Genomic DNA, 16,593 nt, shown 5'->3' with positions numbered 1-16,593 from the left:
CGTGCCACCGTTGCAACGGTGGCACGGCTGGTGGCACAGTCGGCGGCTTCCCGGCTGCCCTTCAAAACAATACAGATAAAAATCAGAGCGTTCCTTGTCTTCAGACATAACTTTTTATACCTTTGCAAGCCCAAATTAAGAACAGTAGATTTTATAGCGCTATAATTTAGGAATTGAGATGAAACGTACGTACCAACCTTCGAATCGCAAGAGAAGAAACAAGCACGGATTCCGCGAGCGGATGTCCTCGGCTAACGGTCGCAAAGTTGTGGCTGCCCGTCGTAAAAAAGGTCGCTGGAAACTGACCGTATCTGACGAAAAGCGTCATAAGCAGTAAAAAGCGTTTTGGGCTTGAGCCAAACGTTTAGCAAAGATGAACGACTAAGTAGCCATCATACCATTGAGCGGCTCTTTAAAAGAGGTAGTACGGATGTGCACACGTTCTACCTCTTTCCTTTTCGGGTGCTCTATCTCTACGAGCCCGATTCCCCTCCGGCCCTGCCTCAGGTCCTGTTTTCTATTTCGCGCCGCCAGTTCAAAAAAGCCGTTGATCGCAACCTGATCCGCCGTCGCTGCCGCGAAGCCTACCGCCTCAACAAAACTATTTTACTTCAGCTACCGGCCCCAACCCGTCCGGCTTACATCGCTTTTTTGTATCTTGCAAAAGAAAAAGCAAATTACGACGTTATGGAGAAAGCCATGCGTCAATTACTGACACGCATGAGCAAAGCGTCCCCTGCTTCGTAGTAGCTGGAATAGTGAGTCACACCTGTAGTAGTTGAAATTTACTGTATCATGAAGAAATACTTCCGTTCTTTCTGGCTTGCCATTCCTGTCGTGGCGGGCCTGGCCTTTTTTTCGTTTCGGCAAGACGACCGTCTGTTTGAAATAGCGCGAAACCTGGATATTTACGCTACGTTGTTCAAAGAGCTGAACGCCTACTACGTGGACGATGTCAATCCCAATCACCTGATCAAGTCAAGTATTGACGCCATGCTGCGGCAGCTCGACCCCTACACGGTTTACTACGCCGAAGACGATATCGAGGACTATATGACCATGACCACCGGCAAGTATAACGGTATTGGGGCTATGGTCAGTACTACCAACGGAAAGCACGTGGTCATGATGGTCTACGAAGATACTCCCGCCCAGAAAGCCGGCCTTCAGCTCGGAGACGAAATTATAAAAATTGACGGGATCGACCTTGCTACCCGCACCGAATCAGACCCCAGTAAGCTCCTGCGCGGCCAGACCGGCAGCAGCACCAAACTAACGATAAAGAGGTACGGTCAGAAAAACCCCATTGAACTAACCGTTAATCGTGACATTGTCAAGGTGACCAATGTACCTTACTACGGCATGATCAACGACGAAGTAGGCTACATTGACCTGAAAGATTTTACGGCTACGGCTTCCCGCGAAGTACGCAATGCTTTTCAGGAACTGAAAGGAAAAGGCATGAAAAAGGTAGTACTGGATTTGCGCGAAAATCCGGGCGGACTACTCAACATGGCCATTGAAATATCCAATGTATTTATTCCAAAGGGAGAAGAAGTAGTATCTACCAAAGGCAAGGTAACGGAGTGGAACAAAACGTACTCGGCTTATAATCCGGCTCTGGACACCGAAATTCCCATCGTAGTATTGACCAACAACCGCAGTGCCTCCGCCGCCGAGATTGTGGCCGGTGTGATTCAGGATTACGACCGGGGCGTACTGATTGGTCAGCGTACCTACGGTAAGGGGCTGGTGCAGACTACCCGCGACCTTTCCTACAATACTAAAATGAAAATTACGACGGCTAAGTACTATATCCCCAGCGGGCGGTGCATCCAGGCCATTGATTACAGCCACCGCAACGAAGATGGCAGCGTGGGCAAGGTACCTGACTCCCTGATGACGGCCTTTACTACCCGCAGTGGCCGCACTGTGTACGATGGAGGGGGAATTCTGCCGGATATTGTTACGGATAAAGATGGGTACTCTCCGCTGGCCGTGTCGCTGGCCCGCAAGCGCCTCCTGTTCGATTACGCCGTAAAGTACCACTATGAGCATCCTACCGTAAAATCAGCCAGAGATTTTAGCCTCACCGATGCCGACTATCAGGAGTTTGTGAAGTGGTTGAAAGATAAAGACTACGACTACACTACGCAGGTTGAGAAAGACCTTAATGATCTGGAGGCTTCGGCCAAGAAGGAACAGTCGATGGATTTGATTCAGGATCAGCTGAAAGCGCTTAAGGCCAAACTATCTCATAACAAGGAAAACGACCTGCAGCTTCGGAAGACTGAAATTAAAAACCTGCTGGAAGACGAAATCGTGAAGCATTATTACCTTGAAAAAGGAATGAAAGAAGCTTCGTTCAGCAAAGACATTGAGGTAAAAGCCGCTCTGGAATTGTTTAAAGACATGAACCGCTACCAGCAAATCCTGAAAGGGAAGAAGTAGTAGTTCCAAACCATTGAAGTACCGGGTTCACAACATGGCTGTCCTGTTCGGGGCGGTTATGTTGTGAACTTTTTAGTACCACCGCCCGACACTTACTACTTCCCATGCTCATCTTAAGTATTGATACCTCCACGCGCGGCTGCTCAGTAGCTCTTCATCGGGACGGAAGCCTCCTGCTGTCGTACGAGCTGAACACCGACCGCTCCTCTTCGTCCATGCTGACTACCCTCATGCAGAGTGCCGTCGAACACGCCGGTTTTAGCCTGCCTGACCTGGATGCAGTGGCCGTAGCCAAAGGCCCCGGCTCTTATACCGGCCTGCGCGTGGGTGTATCGACCGCCAAGGGACTTTGCTACGCGCTGGACAAGCCACTGATCGCCATTAATACGCTCGAGGCCATGGCCGCCCAGATGCAGGGTTTTTATACCGAAGATGTACTGCTGTGTCCCATGATTGATGCCCGCCGGATGGAGGTATACTGCGCCGTATTTGATTATAACCTTGCTCCCGTCCGGCCTACGCAGGCGCTTATAGTTCAGCCGGACTCCCTGGCCGAACTGCTAAGTACCAGGCCCGTGGTTTTTTTTGGTGACGGCGCTGGCAAATGCAAACCGCTGTTAGGTACGCATCCGAATGCCCGCTTTCTATCTTCTTTGGTAGAGCCTTCGGCCCGAACCGTGGGCCAGCTGGCTACCGAGGCTTTCCGGAAAGGGCAGTTTGAAGATATAGCTACCTTTGAACCCTACTATCTCAAAGATTTTATGTCTACTCAGCCCCGGAAAAAAGTACCTACTCCCTCTACGCAGGAATAGGCGAACATTTCAGGGACAGTCTGCGTTAGAAAAGCAGGTTGGTAAGTAGTACCCGGAAGTACCTTCCTGTATTCTTCCCGACCTGATTACCCTATTAATAGTATATGGAAACAGAAGAAATAGTAAACCGGGTAGCCAACAGCGGCCTGATCTCCTTTGACCTGGAAGCGTACTTTCACCCCGGAGAGCGCGTGGTATATGACCTAAAGGACAATCTTTTTCAGGGATTAATTTTACGCGAGAAAGACTTCAGGGAGTTTCTTAAGTCCCACGACTGGAGCCAGTACCAGGGCAAAAACGTAGCTATTACCTGCACCGAAGACGCCATAGTACCTACCTGGGCGTTTATGCTGCTGGCGCTGCACCTGGAGCCTTATGCTAACACTATTGTGTACGGTGACCTGTCGGCCCTGGAAGATAAATTATATTACGATGCTATTGCCAAAGTAAACATCGAAGATTTTCGGGATAAACGCGTTGTAGTGAAAGGCTGCAGCAAGCATCCGGTACCCATTTCGGCCTACGCCGAGATTTCGCGGCTCCTGAAACCCGTGGTACAAAGCCTGATGTTTGGCGAACCATGCAGTACCGTTCCGTTGTACAAAAAGCCGAAAAATGCGGTAAAATAAGGACTACCTGACCAGCCGGAAACTCATACGGTGGAAAGGGCAGGGACCATGCTCCTGAATAGCCCGACGATGGTGGGGCGTGGGATAACCTACGTTATGCTCCCAGCCGTAGTAAGGAAACTCAACCGCCAGCCGTTCCATCAGGTCATCGCGGTAGGTTTTGGCCAGTACTGATGCCGCTGCTATGGAAAGGTAGTGAGCGTCTCCCTTCACAATGCAGGTGTGCGGAACCATGGGGTAAGGCACAAACCGGTTGCCGTCTACCAGCAGGTGCTCGGGGCGCACCTTTAACTGGTCCACCGCCCGGTGCATGGCCAGAAAGCTGGCCTTCAGGATATTTATTTCATCAATTTGAACATTACAAACTTCCGCTACGGCCCAGGCTACGGCGTCAGCCACAATTTCTTTCTGTAGGATTTCCCGCTGCGCTTTGGTAAGCTGCTTGGAGTCATTCAGCAGCGGGTGGGTATAGTCAGCGGGAAGTATAACTGCCGCCGCCACCACCGGACCCGCCAGGCAGCCGCGGCCCACCTCATCCAGTCCGGCTTCTATGGTATGCTGATTGTAGTACGATCGTAACATTAGTCTTCCAGAATATTAGCCATAAAGGTACTTTTGGCTGCCAGCGCCACCAGCAGGAATAGCACCGCCCAGTACAAATATACCCGGTAGTAATCTTTTACTTCCCGGTACATGACATTGCGGAACTTAACTTTTTCCAATTGGTTTATCTGGGCAAATACACGGCTGAGAGCACTGGTATCAGCAGCCCGAAAGTATTTTCCGTCCGCCGCGGCGGCAATTCGCAGCAGTACACTTTCATCTACCTGGGCATTGAGAGTTCGGAGAGAGTCTTCACGGGTGGGTCGTCGGGCTACCTGCCCCACCGCAATCGTATAGATACGCACCCCAAAAGCCTTAGCCAGCCGGGCGGCCGTCAGCGGGTCCAGATTGCCGGTCGTGTTGTCCCCATCGCTGATTAAGATAGCGACCTTGCTGTCACTGCCGGACTCACGCATGCGGTTCACGGTTACGGCCAGGGCGCTCCCAATGGCGGTTCCGGCGGTCCGGATCATAGTGGAATTAATATCATCCAGAAAAGAGTACAGGAGTTGGTAGTCGGTTGTAAGCGGACACAGGGAAAAAGCTTCTCCCGCAAAAATAATCAGGCCAATCCGGTCGTGCAGGCGCCCCTGTATAAAGTCCCGCGCCACCTTTTTGGCCGCCACCAGCCGGTTGGGTTCCAGGTCTTTTTCCAGCATGGAGTCGGATATATCCAGCAGCAGCATAATATCAATTCCCTCGGAGTAGCGGTCGGTGCGTTCGGTGATAACCTGGGGGCGGGCCAGCGACACCAGTACCATGGTAAGCGCCAGTACCACGGCCACCGGCTGCACGTACCGCAGCCGGGTAAGCCAGTCTTCAGCAGTAGCCGTGGCCTCGTAGGGCATGGCCAGGTGCTGGCGGGCACCCCGGTGAAAAAGGTAACGCAGCCATAGCAGCAGGGGTATCGCCGGAATCGCGTACAGAAAGTAGGGGTACTCCCAATGAAACGACCGCAGGGTATTCCAGCCGAACCATTCAAACGAAAACCATTGCTGCTCCATAGTCCTGTTTTATTCTGCTACCACTTCTTTTCCCTCGCGGGCTATTTCCCGCCTGCGGAGGCGGTAAGCCCGCAGCGCCACCGTTCGGAGTACCTGCAGTGATACATCCATATTCTTTGATTTTACCTGCCCGTAAATGGTCCCGTCAATGTCTTTCAGGGCGTCGGCCAGGGGTTCGTCCGGGATATTGTCCAGAATTTCGCGCGTGGTATAGGTAGCAAAAGGCTTTTGCTCAATACGCTCAAGGTACTTTTTCCACACAATCACCGCCTTTTCAGCGTCTGAAACGCTACTGCGTTCGCGGGCGTTGCGGTTGAGCCGGTTAAAGGTACGGACAAACTCCCGGTGCCGCCGCTGCAGCTGAAACATCTTCCACTGCCGGTTGATACTGCGGCCAAACAGCCAGTACAAAAGCAGGCTAAGGCCCACCACCGAGACCACTACGCTCAGAAATACCGAATAATTAAACTGCCGACGCAGGGGCAACACCCGGGTTTCGGGCCGCAGCGTCAGGATAGCGTTGCGGTCGGCGGCGGTGAGCAGGCGCATATGTACCGTATCAGGAGCAGCAAATACGGCAGTGCAGTCGGTGGGGGTGCTCACAACAAACACCGGCAGAGCCAGCGTCTGGGCCGGTACTACTTCAAAAGACACCAGCCGGTAAATGGTACTGTCCAGGCTGCCCCGCTCGTCGGTTTGGGTGATGAAGTACTCCTGACTAATTATTTCAAAAGGAGCAAAGCTGAAAGTAGTGTCTGGAAAAAATACTTCCCGGGCCGGGTCGTGCCGGTAGCTGAGCGCGTAGGAGAATGGCTTACCTACCCGGATGCTGTCGGTCAGAAACTGCCCCCGTGGCCGGACTGGCGGCTCTTGCCCCCAGGCTACGGGAACGATCAGCAACCCGATGACCAGGCCAATAGGGAAAAACCAGACGCGTATTTTATGCAAAAAAAACAGCAATTTAACTCTATAATTAATGGATAGAAGGGTTCTAAGTACTGTCGGGCCTCAGGTGTTGGGAGTGCCTCCCTTGACGTAACGCCTGACCCTGAATAAACGTATCAGAGCCGGTACGTAGTCTTCGCGGGCGTCGAGGGAGAGGTAATCGGCTTTATTTTGCCGGCAAAGCCGCTCCAGCTCCTGCCGACGGCTGACGTAGCGCTCCCGCATGCCAACCCGGTACCGCGACGAAGAGGTATTAACCCACACCATGCTTTGCCGCTCCGCGTCATAAACAGGAAGTATACCCAGCTTAGGCAGGTTAGTCTCCCGCTGGTCATGTACATGTATCACCACCAGGTCGTGCTTACGAGCCAGCGCTTTGAGATTGTGCTCATAGTCGGAATCAATAAAATCAGAAATTAAAAACACCAGGCTTCGCCGTTTTAGTACATTCAATGCCAGCAGGATGGCCTCCGCCAGGTTGGTACGGAACGACTGCGGACTGAGCTTGAAAAGTTCCGAAATCAGACCATAGCCGTGCTTCATGCCGTCGGAGGGGCGTACGTACCTTTCTTTCTGGTCGGTAAAGCAAAGCAGCCCGACCCGGCTGGCCTCCCGGATAGCGGCCAGTGTCAGTACGCCGCATATTTCCTTGGCTGCGTCTATCTTGAGGCGGGCCGCATCGCCTACTTCCTGCGAGGCGCTTACATCCACCATAAAAAATACCGTCTGTTCTTTTTCTTCCTTGAATATCTTGATATAAGTACCGTGTCCTTTGGCCGAGGTATTCCAGTCAATAGCCCGCACGTCGTCGCCGTACTGGTAAAGCCGCAGGTCATCAAACTCCAGACCCGAACCCTTAAATACCGAGTGGAAGTTACCGTGGCGCTCGCTGTTAACGGCCTTGCGCATGCGGATCTCGTACTTACGGAGTTTTGTCAAAAACTGTTCAAACATATTAAATACAGGTTCTGCAAAAGAATCACGACCTTTGCAGCGTTGAGCGATGTAAACAAAGATAGCTAATTTGTAAAGATCATGCGTCTATTCCATTTTTTACCAGTTCGGGTTCTGGCCGGTATGGGTCTGTTTCTGGTGCTGCTGGCGTGTGAGTCGGAAGAGAAACCTCCGCAGAATATTATTCCGGAAAAAAAAATGGCCGCCATACTGGCCGATGTGCACCTGGCAGAAGCGCGGGTGTCCCGCATGCAGCTCCAGTCTCTGGACTCCTCCACGATGGTTTTTAACCAGCTCCAGAACCAAATCTGGAAAAAGCATCAGGTAGATACGCTGCGTTACAAGGAGAGCTACGCTTTTTATACGACCCACCCCAGCTACATGACCCGCATTTATGAACAGGTGCTGAAAAATATTGAGGCGCGGGAAAAGAAAAACAACATCAAGCTGTAGCTTTAGCCTATTTTCTGTAACTCCTGAATCGTTTTTAAAAAAGAATATGTTAGAATATTAGAAAAAGAGATTACCACGCTCTCTATAGTACTTAAAACAAAGTAAAAGCCGTGAACCACTCTATTGTAATCATACCTACCTTTAATGAAATTGAGAATATCGAAGCGATCATCAGAAAGGTCTTTTCGTTAACTCATCCCTTTCATGTACTCATCGTGGACGACGGTTCGCCGGATGGTACTGCCCTGAAAGTAAAAGAACTGCAGGATGAATATGAAACCCGCCTGCACCTCATGGAAAGAAAAGGCAAGCTGGGCCTGGGCACTGCCTATATCCGGGGGTTCCAGTGGGCCCTGGACCGAGGGTACGAGTACCTGTTTGAAATGGACGCCGATTTTTCGCATAATCCCGATGATCTGGAACGCCTTTACGACGCCTGTCACCACGAGGGCCATGATGTAGCCATCGGGTCGAGGTACATCAAAGGCGTTAACGTGGTAAACTGGCCCATTGGCCGGGTACTTATGTCGTACTTCGCGGGCTACTACGTTCGGTTTATTACCGGTATGCCCGTTATGGACCCGACGGCCGGTTTTATCTGTTACCGGAGCCACGTACTCCGGAGCATTGAGCTGGACCGCATCCGGTTTATTGGCTACGCCTTCCAGATTGAAATGAAGTTTGACGCCTGGAAGTTCGGTTTCAGCCTCAAGGAGGTACCTATCATATTTACCGACCGTACTAAAGGTACTTCCAAGATGTCCAGTGGTATATTCAAGGAAGCGATATTCGGCGTAATCAGTCTGAAAATCGGCAGCTTTTTCAAGAGTTATATTCCGAACACCCCTCCTAAAAGGAAGGTTTCGGAAGTACCCGTTCTGGAATAGCTACCCCTATAAGTACCTCTTTTAAAACCAGTGAGATAAACCCTCACTGGTTTTTTTTGTTGTATAAGGTGGCGGTCTGCGGCAGGAAATTTGCTTGGGAACGGTAAAGACTGCTCAATTTTGGTTGCAAAGAGTACCTTTACAGGAAAAGCCTTTACCCCAGGCATGACGTTACTATACACACTTGTACCGGTTCAGCTACTACACCGGCTCCTGACGGGGCTTTGTGCTGGTATTTTAGCCGTAATTAGTATAGTACCCCCTGCTACCGCCCAGCCTGCTGCTGATACTTCGCGCACCTATTCACTCCACCGCACCGACCTTACTACCCCTTCTTACATCAACACCCTGCGGCTGGCCCGGCACAATAACTGGCCCCTCTCCCGCCCCCTGGGGCCGGGCCGCGCCATGCGCCTGCAGCATACCGACGCGCTCGGGCAGCCGGTTTATTACGCGGTACACAGTACTGCCGCCTCCATTGGTACCCATACAGATGCCTTATACAGTGGGGGTTCGCTGGGCCTGAACCTCAACGGCAGCAACCCAGCATTACGGGGCAAAATGGCGCTCTGGGATGGAGGTGAAGTGCGCGCCACCCACCGCGAACTCAGTGGAAAAATTTTCCTGAATGAACCGGTCAAATATGCGGTCAATGACCACGCTACCCACATGGCCGGAACCCTGGTGGCCCGGGGTACCTACGAAGAAGCGCGCGGTATGGCATTTGGCGCTCAACTGAAGGTCTGGGATTTTACCAATGACCTGAGCGAAGTAATCAGTCAGGCACCGGACCTGCTACTTTCCAACCACGCCTACGGACCCGTAGCGGGCTGGGTACTTAACCCGGCCCGGCCCGGCACCACCAATGACTCGAAATGGGAATGGTGGGGAACTCCTTCTGTCAAGTCCGACGAGGACTACCGCTTTGGTTTTTATGATCAGACCGTGAGTGACGCCGACCGTATTTTGTACAATTACCCCTATTACCTGATGGTGCGGTCGGCCGACAACAAGCGGGGCGAAACCGGTCCGCCGGCCGGTACGCCCTACTACCTGCGCGATACCGACGAAACCAGCACCCTCGCCCGCAGCCGTAACGATGGGTATGATGTAATTCCGGGGGAAGCTTTGGCCAAAAATGTACTAACCGTAGGAGCGGCCGGTATCCGGGATACTACCTTTGAACTGGCCGGCTACAGTGGCTGGGGACCTACCGACGACGGGCGTATCAAACCCGATTTGCTGGGCATTGGTACCAATGTGCTGTCTACCCTGGGTACGGCGGATGACGCCTACGGCTATTACTCAGGTACCTCCATGGCCAGTGCAAACGTAACGGGCACCCTGTTTCTGCTCCAGGAACTGTACTATCAGCAACACCAGGCTTTTATGCTTTCTTCTACCCTGAAAGGGCTGGTACTGCACACGGCCGACAAGCCTACCGGGAAAACCGCTCCCGGCTACGAGTATGGCTGGGGCCTGCTCAACGCCGAAAAAGCCGCAAAAGCAATCCTGAACCAGGGCGGTGGCTACTTGGTCGACCAGAGCCTGCTGAACCAGTCCGCTACCTTTACCCGCCAGGTGGTTGCTTCGGGTAATGAACCCCTGGTCGTTACCATCTGCTGGACCGACCCCGAAGGCACGCCCACACCGGTCAATAAAAGTACTGTCAATAACCCGACCCCCAAGCTTATCAACGATCTGGACCTGCTGGTGACTGGTGACGCAGCTTCCACGCAGCCGTGGGTACTTGACCCGGCCCAGCCCCAAAAAGAAGCCCGACGCGGCAACAATTTCCGTGACAACGTAGAGCAGGTGTACATTGCGGCTCCGGTCAAAGGCCGTACCTATACCATTGGCATTACCCATAAGGGTACTTTAAAAAATGGCCGGCAACCTTTTTCCCTGATTGTAAGCGGCGTTTCTCAACCCGATTGCGAGCTGGCAGCTTCACTGGGGCCAGCCACCGAAACTACCCTGTGTCCCGGTAGTACGGTAGTGCTGGCCGCCCAGGCCGGAGGTGACTTTACCTACGAATGGTTTTTTAACGGAAGTAGCATAAAAAAAGGAACCGACCGCCAGCTGGAGGTGAACAAGCCCGGTAGTTATTCGGTAAAGGTGCTGGGCGCTGGCTGTACCACTACTTCCAGGCCCGTCACGGTTCGGGCCTCCGTCCTGTTCGCACGTATTGATCCGGCGGGTAAGTCGGTGGTTTGTAACAGCAACGGTCTGCTGCTTTCGGCCAACAAGGGTACGGGTTTTACCTACCAATGGCTGCTCAACAAGCAGCCCATTGCGGGCGCCATCACGCCCCAATGGCAAGCAAAGGAAACGGGTAGTTACCAGTTGCAGATCAGCGATGGTACCTGTACGACCGTTTCTCCTCCCGCTGAAGTACAGTTAACCCCCGTTACAGCGGCCCTGACTCCCGCCACCGGGGCCTCTATCTGCAATGATAGCCCGGCTCTACTATCGGTTAAGCCGCAGGAAAACTGTACCTATACCTGGTACCTGAACGGTAGCCCGCTGGCAGTTACGCCTACTACTACTTCCTATGCGGCTGCCAGTCCGGGTGTGTATTCGGTAGAAGTCAGAAACGGGGAATGCCGGGTAAAGTCGGCGGAGGTCCTGGTCGAAAAAGTAAACCTGATGGCTACGATTTCCGCCCCGGCCGTCGTACAACTGGCCGTGGGTGACAGCCTGCCGCTACAGGCCAGCTTCGCCAGCGGAAACCTTTACCAGTGGTACCGCGACAATGAAGCCATAAAAGGTGCCACCAACCCGCTGCTGGTTGTAAAAGACCGGGGAATTTTTAAAGTAAATATCCGCAACAAAGGCTGTGAGGTAGAATCAAAACCAATTACCGTATCGATCAATGGCATCCTGCTTAACCTACCCAGCGTCGCCGGGAGTAGTACCCGGCCGGATTCGCTACGCGCGCTGGTACTTTATCCTAATCCGACCCGGCAGGAACTGGTGGTTACGCTGCGACAGCCGCCGGCACTTGCATCCAATGTGAAGGCAACCCTGCTGAACACCCGGGGGCAGGCACTCCAGACCAGGGCACTCGTACCCAATCAGGACTACCTGGATACCCGGTTCGACCTGGACCGCCTACCGCCCGGTACTTATATTATACAAATCATGATTGGCCAGCAGCCCGTTACAAAGGCCTTTATAAAACAGTAAGGCTACCGGTAGCGCAGCCACTCCACCCGTATCATAGGACTGGTGGTCTGGCCAGCCCCGCCGGTCTGGCATCCGGCCTGATTCCAGCTGCCGCCGTTGGTACGGTACCACCCCCGGCAGCTGGTAAACTCGTCGGTCGTACCCAAGACTTGCCCAAAGCATTTTACTCCGGCGGGATTTTCGTAGTTGCTGTCTGCCGTATGGAGCCATTCCAGGGCTACAAAAAAGCCTTCCTGGGGTACGGGCAAATTATACCGCCCAACAGGTACCTCCTTCCAGCGGTACCACCGGCGGCGGGGTGTGGTTACCACGTTTTCGTCCAGCAGGTCTTCTCCCGGTTCTCCGTTGTTATTTTTATATACCCGCACGCGGACTGGTGCCCCTTGTTTTCCCTGGGAAGAAACGTAAAAAGACACCTTCCTCAGAATGCCCGTTTCCTGCTTTTCGTTGGGAATAAACAGGGCCACTTCCCGGGGCTGGTGCGCTTCGCAGGAGCTGACATAACCCCTCGGGCGCTTGCGCCAGGCTCCCTTTTGTACCACCGCCGGACTCCGGTTGGTAGGTACGGGTATCTCTTTCAGCACAAGCGGTTTCTCAACCAGCGATACCACCAGCAGGGTGCCCGGGCTGTAGGTTTGTACTTGCTTTGTCTCATAGCCGGGTGCCGCAATGACCAGCGCTTCCCGCGCGCCCGGCCAGCGGAATAGTCCGCTGGTGTCGGTGTAGACGCCGGTAGTGGCGGTACTGTTAGTGACCAGGGCGTAGGCCACCGGAGCATAGGTTATATCATTCACAACCCGCCCCTGAACCGACTGTCCCAGCGCCGTACCCGACACCAGAAAACAGAGCCAGTACAGCCTCCAACGACTCCTCATCCCTACCGTTGATTAAGTTCGCGAAGAGCCAGCCAGCTCATGAGCCCCGGCCCGATTTCGAGGGCGGCTTCGTCAATATCAAAAGTGGGCGTATGTACTCCGGACACGATACCACGGGCTTCGTTGCGGGTACCCAGGCGGTAGAAACAGGCATCTACTACCTGCGAATAAAAAGCAAAGTCTTCACCCGCCATCCAGAGGTCCAGGTCTACCACATTCTCAGCGCCCATGTACTCCACGGCGGCGGATTTCATGCGGCGGGTTAGTTCGGGATGATTTTTCAGGAAAGGATAGCCTTTTACTATCTCAAACTCACAGCTTCCACCCATGGCATCAGCCATGCCTTCGGCCATTTTTTTCATTTTGCGCAAACCTTCCTCTCGCCACTCTTCATCCATACACCGCCAGGTACCCTGAATCGTCACCTCATTAGGAATGACATTGGTTACGCCATCGGCGATAAAGCGACCAAAGGAAAGTACCGACGGATTGGCCGGTTTGCGGTGGCGGCTGATGATCTGCTGCAGGGCTACGATAATATGGGAGGCTATCAGTACCGGATCAATGAGCTGATCGGGCATGGCACCGTGTCCGCCTTTGCCCTTTACGGTCAGGTATAGTTCGTCGGTGCTGGCCATGTACATGCCTTCGCGGAAGCCGATTTTACCCACCGGCACGTTAGGCGCTACGTGCTGTCCTACCATACTGGCCGGTTTAGGATTGTCCAGTACCCCTTCCTTAATCATCAGAGATGCCCCACCGGGAGCTTTTTCCTCGGCCGGCTGGAATACCAGCTTTACCGTACCTTCAAACTCCCCCCGCAACTGCTGTAAGATACGGGCCGTACCCAGCAGGGAAGAAGTATGTACATCGTGCCCGCAGGCGTGCATGACACCCGGTACCTGCGACTTATAAGGTACTTCGTTGGCTTCGTGGATGGGCAGCGCGTCCATATCGGCCCGCAGCCCCACTACCCGGCTGGAGGGATTACGCCCCTCGATCAGGGCCACCACGCCGGTACCCGCTACCCCCTCCTGCGGTTGCAGACCCAGGGCTTTAAGTTGATCAGCTACGAAGCGGGCGGTTTTATGTTCGTTGAATGATAGCTCAGGATTTTTATGCAGGTGGTGACGGTGGGCTGTTACGTCCGCCACGTACTCGCGGGCAAGTGATTTTATTTTCTGGTGAAGGTCAGACATAGGTTAGTATCAGATTTTTAGTAAGGGTAAATATATAAAGAAATCCGTTGGCCGCGGGATTCACACCTACCCTATCCTTAGTACGATCTTACCCGTGTTCCGGTTGTCCTCCATGTAGCGATGCGCCTCGGCTACATCCTGCCAGTCAAAAACCGTATCAATAACCGGCTTTAACATGCCACTCTGAAACCTGTCGTAAGCAAAATCAACAAAGTCTTCTGTGAGCCGTATCTGGTACTCCCGTGACCTGGAGCGTAGCGTTGAGCCTACTATCTGCAACCGTTTGAATAGGATAGGTCCCAAGTTGACTTCCGGCACTTTGGCCCCTCCCATCACGGCCAGCATGATCAAACGCCCATCAAGCTTCAGGGCTTTTAAGTTTTGGGTGAAGTAGTCGCCCCCCACCGGATCAACAATGACATCTACCCCATTTCCATTGGTAAGTGACAAAAGCTCATCCAGAAAAGGGCCTTTGCGGTAATCGATAGCATGCGTTGCCCCCAGTTGTCGGCACAGATCGTGTTTACTTGCTGAGCCGGTTACGATTATATCGGCTCCCATGGCATGTGCCAGTTGGATCGCCGCCGTTCCTACGCCACTGGCTCCGGCGTGTAGCAACACCGTTTCGCCCGGCTGTACGTAAGCAATCCAGTTGAGAGCCTGGAAGGCCGTTAGAAATACCTCAGGTACCGCGGCCGCATCCACGAAGTTCCAGATGCCTGGTATAGGCATGGCCATGTCTTCGTGCATGACAGCGTACTGCGCGTAGCCGCCGCCCGGCAGCAACCCAAACACCCGGTCACCCACCTGCCAGCGGGCAACGCTTTCTCCCACCGCCTCTACCACACCAGCCACTTCCAGGCCCAGCAGAGGACTGGCTCCCGCCGGTGGAGGGTACTTACCTTCACGCTGCAGGAGGTCGGCGCGGTTAAGGGCGGTAGCATGTACCCGAATAAGTACCTCCCGGGCCTCCGGATGGGGCGTAGCCCACTCTCCCAGGTAGAGCTGGTCGGCACCGCCGGGTTCTTTCAGTAGTATTGCCTGCATAGGTAGGTAGTTAGGCGTTAGGTAGTAGGTTTTAAAGGCGGTAGGCTATAAGCAGTAAGCTTTATGCTTTCACTCTACATTATTAAGTATACATTTTACAGTACAACAAGGTTAGCAATTTTGGGAGTGAATAAAAAAGTTATATGCTGCGTTTACCATTCAAATAAAAGAACTCCTACAGGAAATAAGGAGCTGTACGCTCTGCCAGACCAGCCTGCAGCTGGGGCCCCGACCCATAGTGGCAGCCCATCCACAGGCACAGATTGTTGTCATAGGACAAGCGCCCGGGACCAAAGTACATCGCAGCGGGATTCCCTGGAATGATGCCAGCGGAAAGCGGTTGCGCGGGTGGCTGGGGGTAGACGCGGATACTTTTTACGACGAAAAGAAATTTGCCATAGTACCCATGGGTTTTTGCTATCCTGGGAAAGGGAAGTCTGGTGATCTGCCACCGCGCCCGGAGTGTGCCCCCCGCTGGCACGCCCCGCTGTGGCAAAAGATGGAGCAGGTACAGCTCACCCTGCTTATCGGCCTGTACGCTCAGCGCTACTACCTCCGGGAGCATACCAGGCCTACTCTTACCGACACGGTACAGGGCTACGCCGACTATTTGCCGGAGTACATTCCCTTACCTCACCCATCCCCCCGCAACGACTTCTGGCTTCGCCGCAACCTTTGGTTTGAGCAGGAGGTAGTACCGGTACTACAGGAACGAATCCAAGGCATTCTGATGGCCTGAGAACAAGCCGTAGCCGCCCCTAACCAGTATCAGTACCCTCTGGTATAGTTTTGGTGCATTCATTGGCACAAGTACTCATCCATCAATCCAGAAGAAAATGGTACCCTCAATTTCCTGGGAAGAGATTGCTGCTCGTCTCCTGTTAGCCGCTTTACTGGGTGGTATTGTAGGACTGGAAAGGGAGCGAAAAGACTGGGCCGCCGGACTACGTACCCACATGATGGTATGCGTAGGCGCTACCCTGGCTATGCTGGTATCCACGTTTGGGTTCAGCGACGGACTGGGCCATGATAATGTGGAACTGGACCCTTCGCGCATTGCATCGGGCGTTATCAGCGGTATTGGTTTTCTGGGAGCAGGTACTATTATGTTTCTTCGCAATCAGGAAGTACGGGGGCTTACTACCGCCTCCGGATTGTGGGCCGTAGCGGCAGTGGGCCTGGCTACCGGCTCAGGCATGTACTTTGCGGCTGTTCTTACCACGGTCATTGCTGTATTCATCCTCTGGGTTATGCAGTACATTCAGGAAAAGTTTTTGAAGAAATACCAGGATCAAACTATCAAGATCCTTACCTCTACCCATTCGGACTCCCTGGCAATAGCCAAACGCATTATGGAAAATGAGAAGATAGAGATACTAAACCTGTCGGTGGAGAAGGAAAATGAAGACTCGGCGGTGTACCTTAAAGTCCGTGGCAGAAAGGGCAACAACATACTCCATGTCCTTAATACCCTACAGGAAGAGAAAAAAATAAAGGATATATTCTGGAATAAAAATGCTTAGTGAAAGTACAAAGGCTTTAAAG

17 protein-coding genes are annotated in these 16,593 nt (G+C 53.1%); 10 read left to right on the top strand and 7 right to left on the bottom strand.

Annotation, left to right across the window (positions count from 1 at the left end):
• The first annotated feature begins 178 nt into the window (after positions 1-178).
• The 5 genes from rpmH to VGN67_RS24420 all read left to right on the top strand — a co-directional run bounded on the left by rpmH (position 179) and on the right by VGN67_RS24420 (position 3,892).
• Positions 179-337 carry a 50S ribosomal protein L34 gene (gene rpmH / locus VGN67_RS24440; RefSeq protein WP_327490208.1) on the top strand — a complete coding sequence of 53 codons (159 nt, stop codon included), beginning with the start codon at positions 179-181 and terminating at the stop codon, positions 335-337.
• A 14-nt stretch (positions 338-351) separates the two neighbouring features.
• Positions 352-747, top strand: coding sequence for a ribonuclease P protein component (gene rnpA / locus VGN67_RS24435; RefSeq protein WP_327490206.1), 396 nt, complete (start codon positions 352-354; stop codon positions 745-747).
• Between the two features lie 48 nt (positions 748-795).
• The gene (locus tag VGN67_RS24430) at positions 796-2,451 is read left to right on the top strand and encodes a S41 family peptidase (RefSeq protein ID WP_327490204.1); all 1,656 of its coding nucleotides are present in this window, start codon (positions 796-798) and stop codon (positions 2,449-2,451) included.
• 104 nt (positions 2,452-2,555) lie between these two features.
• A complete protein-coding gene (gene tsaB, locus VGN67_RS24425) occupies positions 2,556-3,263 on the top strand; it encodes a tRNA (adenosine(37)-N6)-threonylcarbamoyltransferase complex dimerization subunit type 1 TsaB (protein WP_327490202.1) in 708 nt (235 codons plus the stop codon).
• 104 nt (positions 3,264-3,367) lie between these two features.
• Positions 3,368-3,892, top strand: a complete 525-nt coding sequence (locus VGN67_RS24420; RefSeq protein ID WP_327490200.1) for a DUF2480 family protein — start codon at positions 3,368-3,370, stop codon at positions 3,890-3,892.
• A 3-nt stretch (positions 3,893-3,895) separates the two neighbouring features.
• On the opposite strand, the gene VGN67_RS24415 is transcribed toward VGN67_RS24420, so the two are convergent.
• The 4 genes from VGN67_RS24415 to VGN67_RS24400 are packed head-to-tail and all read right to left on the bottom strand — an operon-like array spanning position 3,896 to position 7,398.
• The gene (locus VGN67_RS24415; protein WP_327490198.1) at positions 3,896-4,474 is read right to left on the bottom strand and encodes a ribonuclease HII; all 579 of its coding nucleotides are present in this window, start codon (positions 4,472-4,474) and stop codon (positions 3,896-3,898) included.
• A complete protein-coding gene (locus VGN67_RS24410; protein WP_327490196.1) occupies positions 4,474-5,499 on the bottom strand; it encodes a VWA domain-containing protein in 1,026 nt (341 codons plus the stop codon). Before VGN67_RS24410 ends, VGN67_RS24415 begins: the two co-directional genes overlap by 1 nt.
• A 9-nt stretch (positions 5,500-5,508) precedes the next feature.
• Positions 5,509-6,447, bottom strand: a complete 939-nt coding sequence (locus VGN67_RS24405; protein WP_327490194.1) for a hypothetical protein — start codon at positions 6,445-6,447, stop codon at positions 5,509-5,511.
• Between the two features lie 60 nt (positions 6,448-6,507).
• Entirely contained in the window at positions 6,508-7,398 is an 891-nt protein-coding gene (locus VGN67_RS24400) for a DUF58 domain-containing protein (protein ID WP_327490192.1), read from the bottom strand.
• Between the two features lie 81 nt (positions 7,399-7,479).
• Between VGN67_RS24400 and VGN67_RS24395 the strand changes: the two genes are divergently transcribed.
• From VGN67_RS24395 to VGN67_RS24385, 3 genes are all read left to right on the top strand, one after another.
• Entirely contained in the window at positions 7,480-7,851 is a 372-nt protein-coding gene (locus tag VGN67_RS24395) for a DUF4296 domain-containing protein (protein ID WP_327490189.1), read from the top strand.
• A gap of 110 nt (positions 7,852-7,961) precedes the next feature.
• A complete protein-coding gene (locus VGN67_RS24390; protein WP_327490187.1) occupies positions 7,962-8,738 on the top strand; it encodes a polyprenol monophosphomannose synthase in 777 nt (258 codons plus the stop codon).
• A 165-nt stretch (positions 8,739-8,903) separates the two neighbouring features.
• Positions 8,904-11,927 (top strand): S8 family peptidase, encoded by a 3,024-nt coding sequence (locus VGN67_RS24385; protein ID WP_327490185.1) that lies wholly within the window; start codon positions 8,904-8,906, stop codon positions 11,925-11,927.
• Positions 11,928-11,929: 2 nt separating this feature from the next.
• Here VGN67_RS24385 and VGN67_RS24380 read toward each other — a convergent pair whose 3' ends face one another.
• The 3 genes from VGN67_RS24380 to VGN67_RS24370 form a co-directional block, all read right to left on the bottom strand.
• The gene (locus VGN67_RS24380) at positions 11,930-12,802 is read right to left on the bottom strand and encodes a carboxypeptidase-like regulatory domain-containing protein (RefSeq protein WP_327490183.1); all 873 of its coding nucleotides are present in this window, start codon (positions 12,800-12,802) and stop codon (positions 11,930-11,932) included.
• Positions 12,803-12,804: 2 nt separating this feature from the next.
• Positions 12,805-14,001 carry a M20 family metallopeptidase gene (locus tag VGN67_RS24375; RefSeq protein WP_327490181.1) on the bottom strand — a complete coding sequence of 399 codons (1,197 nt, stop codon included), beginning with the start codon at positions 13,999-14,001 and terminating at the stop codon, positions 12,805-12,807.
• 66 nt (positions 14,002-14,067) lie between these two features.
• A complete protein-coding gene (locus VGN67_RS24370; RefSeq protein WP_327490179.1) occupies positions 14,068-15,048 on the bottom strand; it encodes an NAD(P)H-quinone oxidoreductase in 981 nt (326 codons plus the stop codon).
• Positions 15,049-15,286: 238 nt separating this feature from the next.
• Between VGN67_RS24370 and VGN67_RS24365 the strand changes: the two genes are divergently transcribed.
• Complete coding sequence (locus VGN67_RS24365; RefSeq protein ID WP_327490177.1) at positions 15,287-15,787, top strand: uracil-DNA glycosylase family protein; 501 nt, start codon at positions 15,287-15,289, stop codon at positions 15,785-15,787.
• A gap of 97 nt (positions 15,788-15,884) precedes the next feature.
• Complete coding sequence (locus VGN67_RS24360) at positions 15,885-16,571, top strand: MgtC/SapB family protein (RefSeq protein ID WP_327490175.1); 687 nt, start codon at positions 15,885-15,887, stop codon at positions 16,569-16,571.
• Positions 16,572-16,593: the final 22 nt, after the last annotated feature.

This window comes from Telluribacter sp., assembly GCF_035998675.1.
Taxonomy (GTDB): Bacteria; Bacteroidota; Bacteroidia; order Cytophagales; family Spirosomataceae; genus Telluribacter.
The sequence above is the reverse complement of the archived record's forward strand: the minus strand, read 5'-3'. Positions and strand labels throughout refer to the sequence as shown.

Bases quoted from the DNA above. Each gene is read 5' to 3' on its own strand.
- rpmH (WP_327490208.1), top strand. From the start codon at position 179: ATGAAACGTACGTACCAACCTTCGAATCGCAAGAGAAGAAACAAGCAC.
- VGN67_RS24430 (WP_327490204.1), top strand. From the start codon at position 796: ATGAAGAAATACTTCCGTTCTTTCTGGCTTGCCATTCCTGTCGTGGCG.
- tsaB (WP_327490202.1), top strand. From the start codon at position 2,556: ATGCTCATCTTAAGTATTGATACCTCCACGCGCGGCTGCTCAGTAGCT.
- VGN67_RS24420 (WP_327490200.1), top strand. From the start codon at position 3,368: ATGGAAACAGAAGAAATAGTAAACCGGGTAGCCAACAGCGGCCTGATC.
- VGN67_RS24415 (WP_327490198.1), bottom strand. From the start codon at position 4,474: ATGTTACGATCGTACTACAATCAGCATACCATAGAAGCCGGACTGGAT.
- VGN67_RS24410 (WP_327490196.1), bottom strand. From the start codon at position 5,499: ATGGAGCAGCAATGGTTTTCGTTTGAATGGTTCGGCTGGAATACCCTG.
- VGN67_RS24400 (WP_327490192.1), bottom strand. From the start codon at position 7,398: ATGTTTGAACAGTTTTTGACAAAACTCCGTAAGTACGAGATCCGCATG.
- VGN67_RS24395 (WP_327490189.1), top strand. From the start codon at position 7,480: ATGCGTCTATTCCATTTTTTACCAGTTCGGGTTCTGGCCGGTATGGGT.
- VGN67_RS24385 (WP_327490185.1), top strand. From the start codon at position 8,904: ATGACGTTACTATACACACTTGTACCGGTTCAGCTACTACACCGGCTC.
- VGN67_RS24380 (WP_327490183.1), bottom strand. From the start codon at position 12,802: ATGAGGAGTCGTTGGAGGCTGTACTGGCTCTGTTTTCTGGTGTCGGGT.
- VGN67_RS24375 (WP_327490181.1), bottom strand. From the start codon at position 14,001: ATGTCTGACCTTCACCAGAAAATAAAATCACTTGCCCGCGAGTACGTG.
- VGN67_RS24370 (WP_327490179.1), bottom strand. From the start codon at position 15,048: ATGCAGGCAATACTACTGAAAGAACCCGGCGGTGCCGACCAGCTCTAC.
- VGN67_RS24360 (WP_327490175.1), top strand. From the start codon at position 15,885: ATGGTACCCTCAATTTCCTGGGAAGAGATTGCTGCTCGTCTCCTGTTA.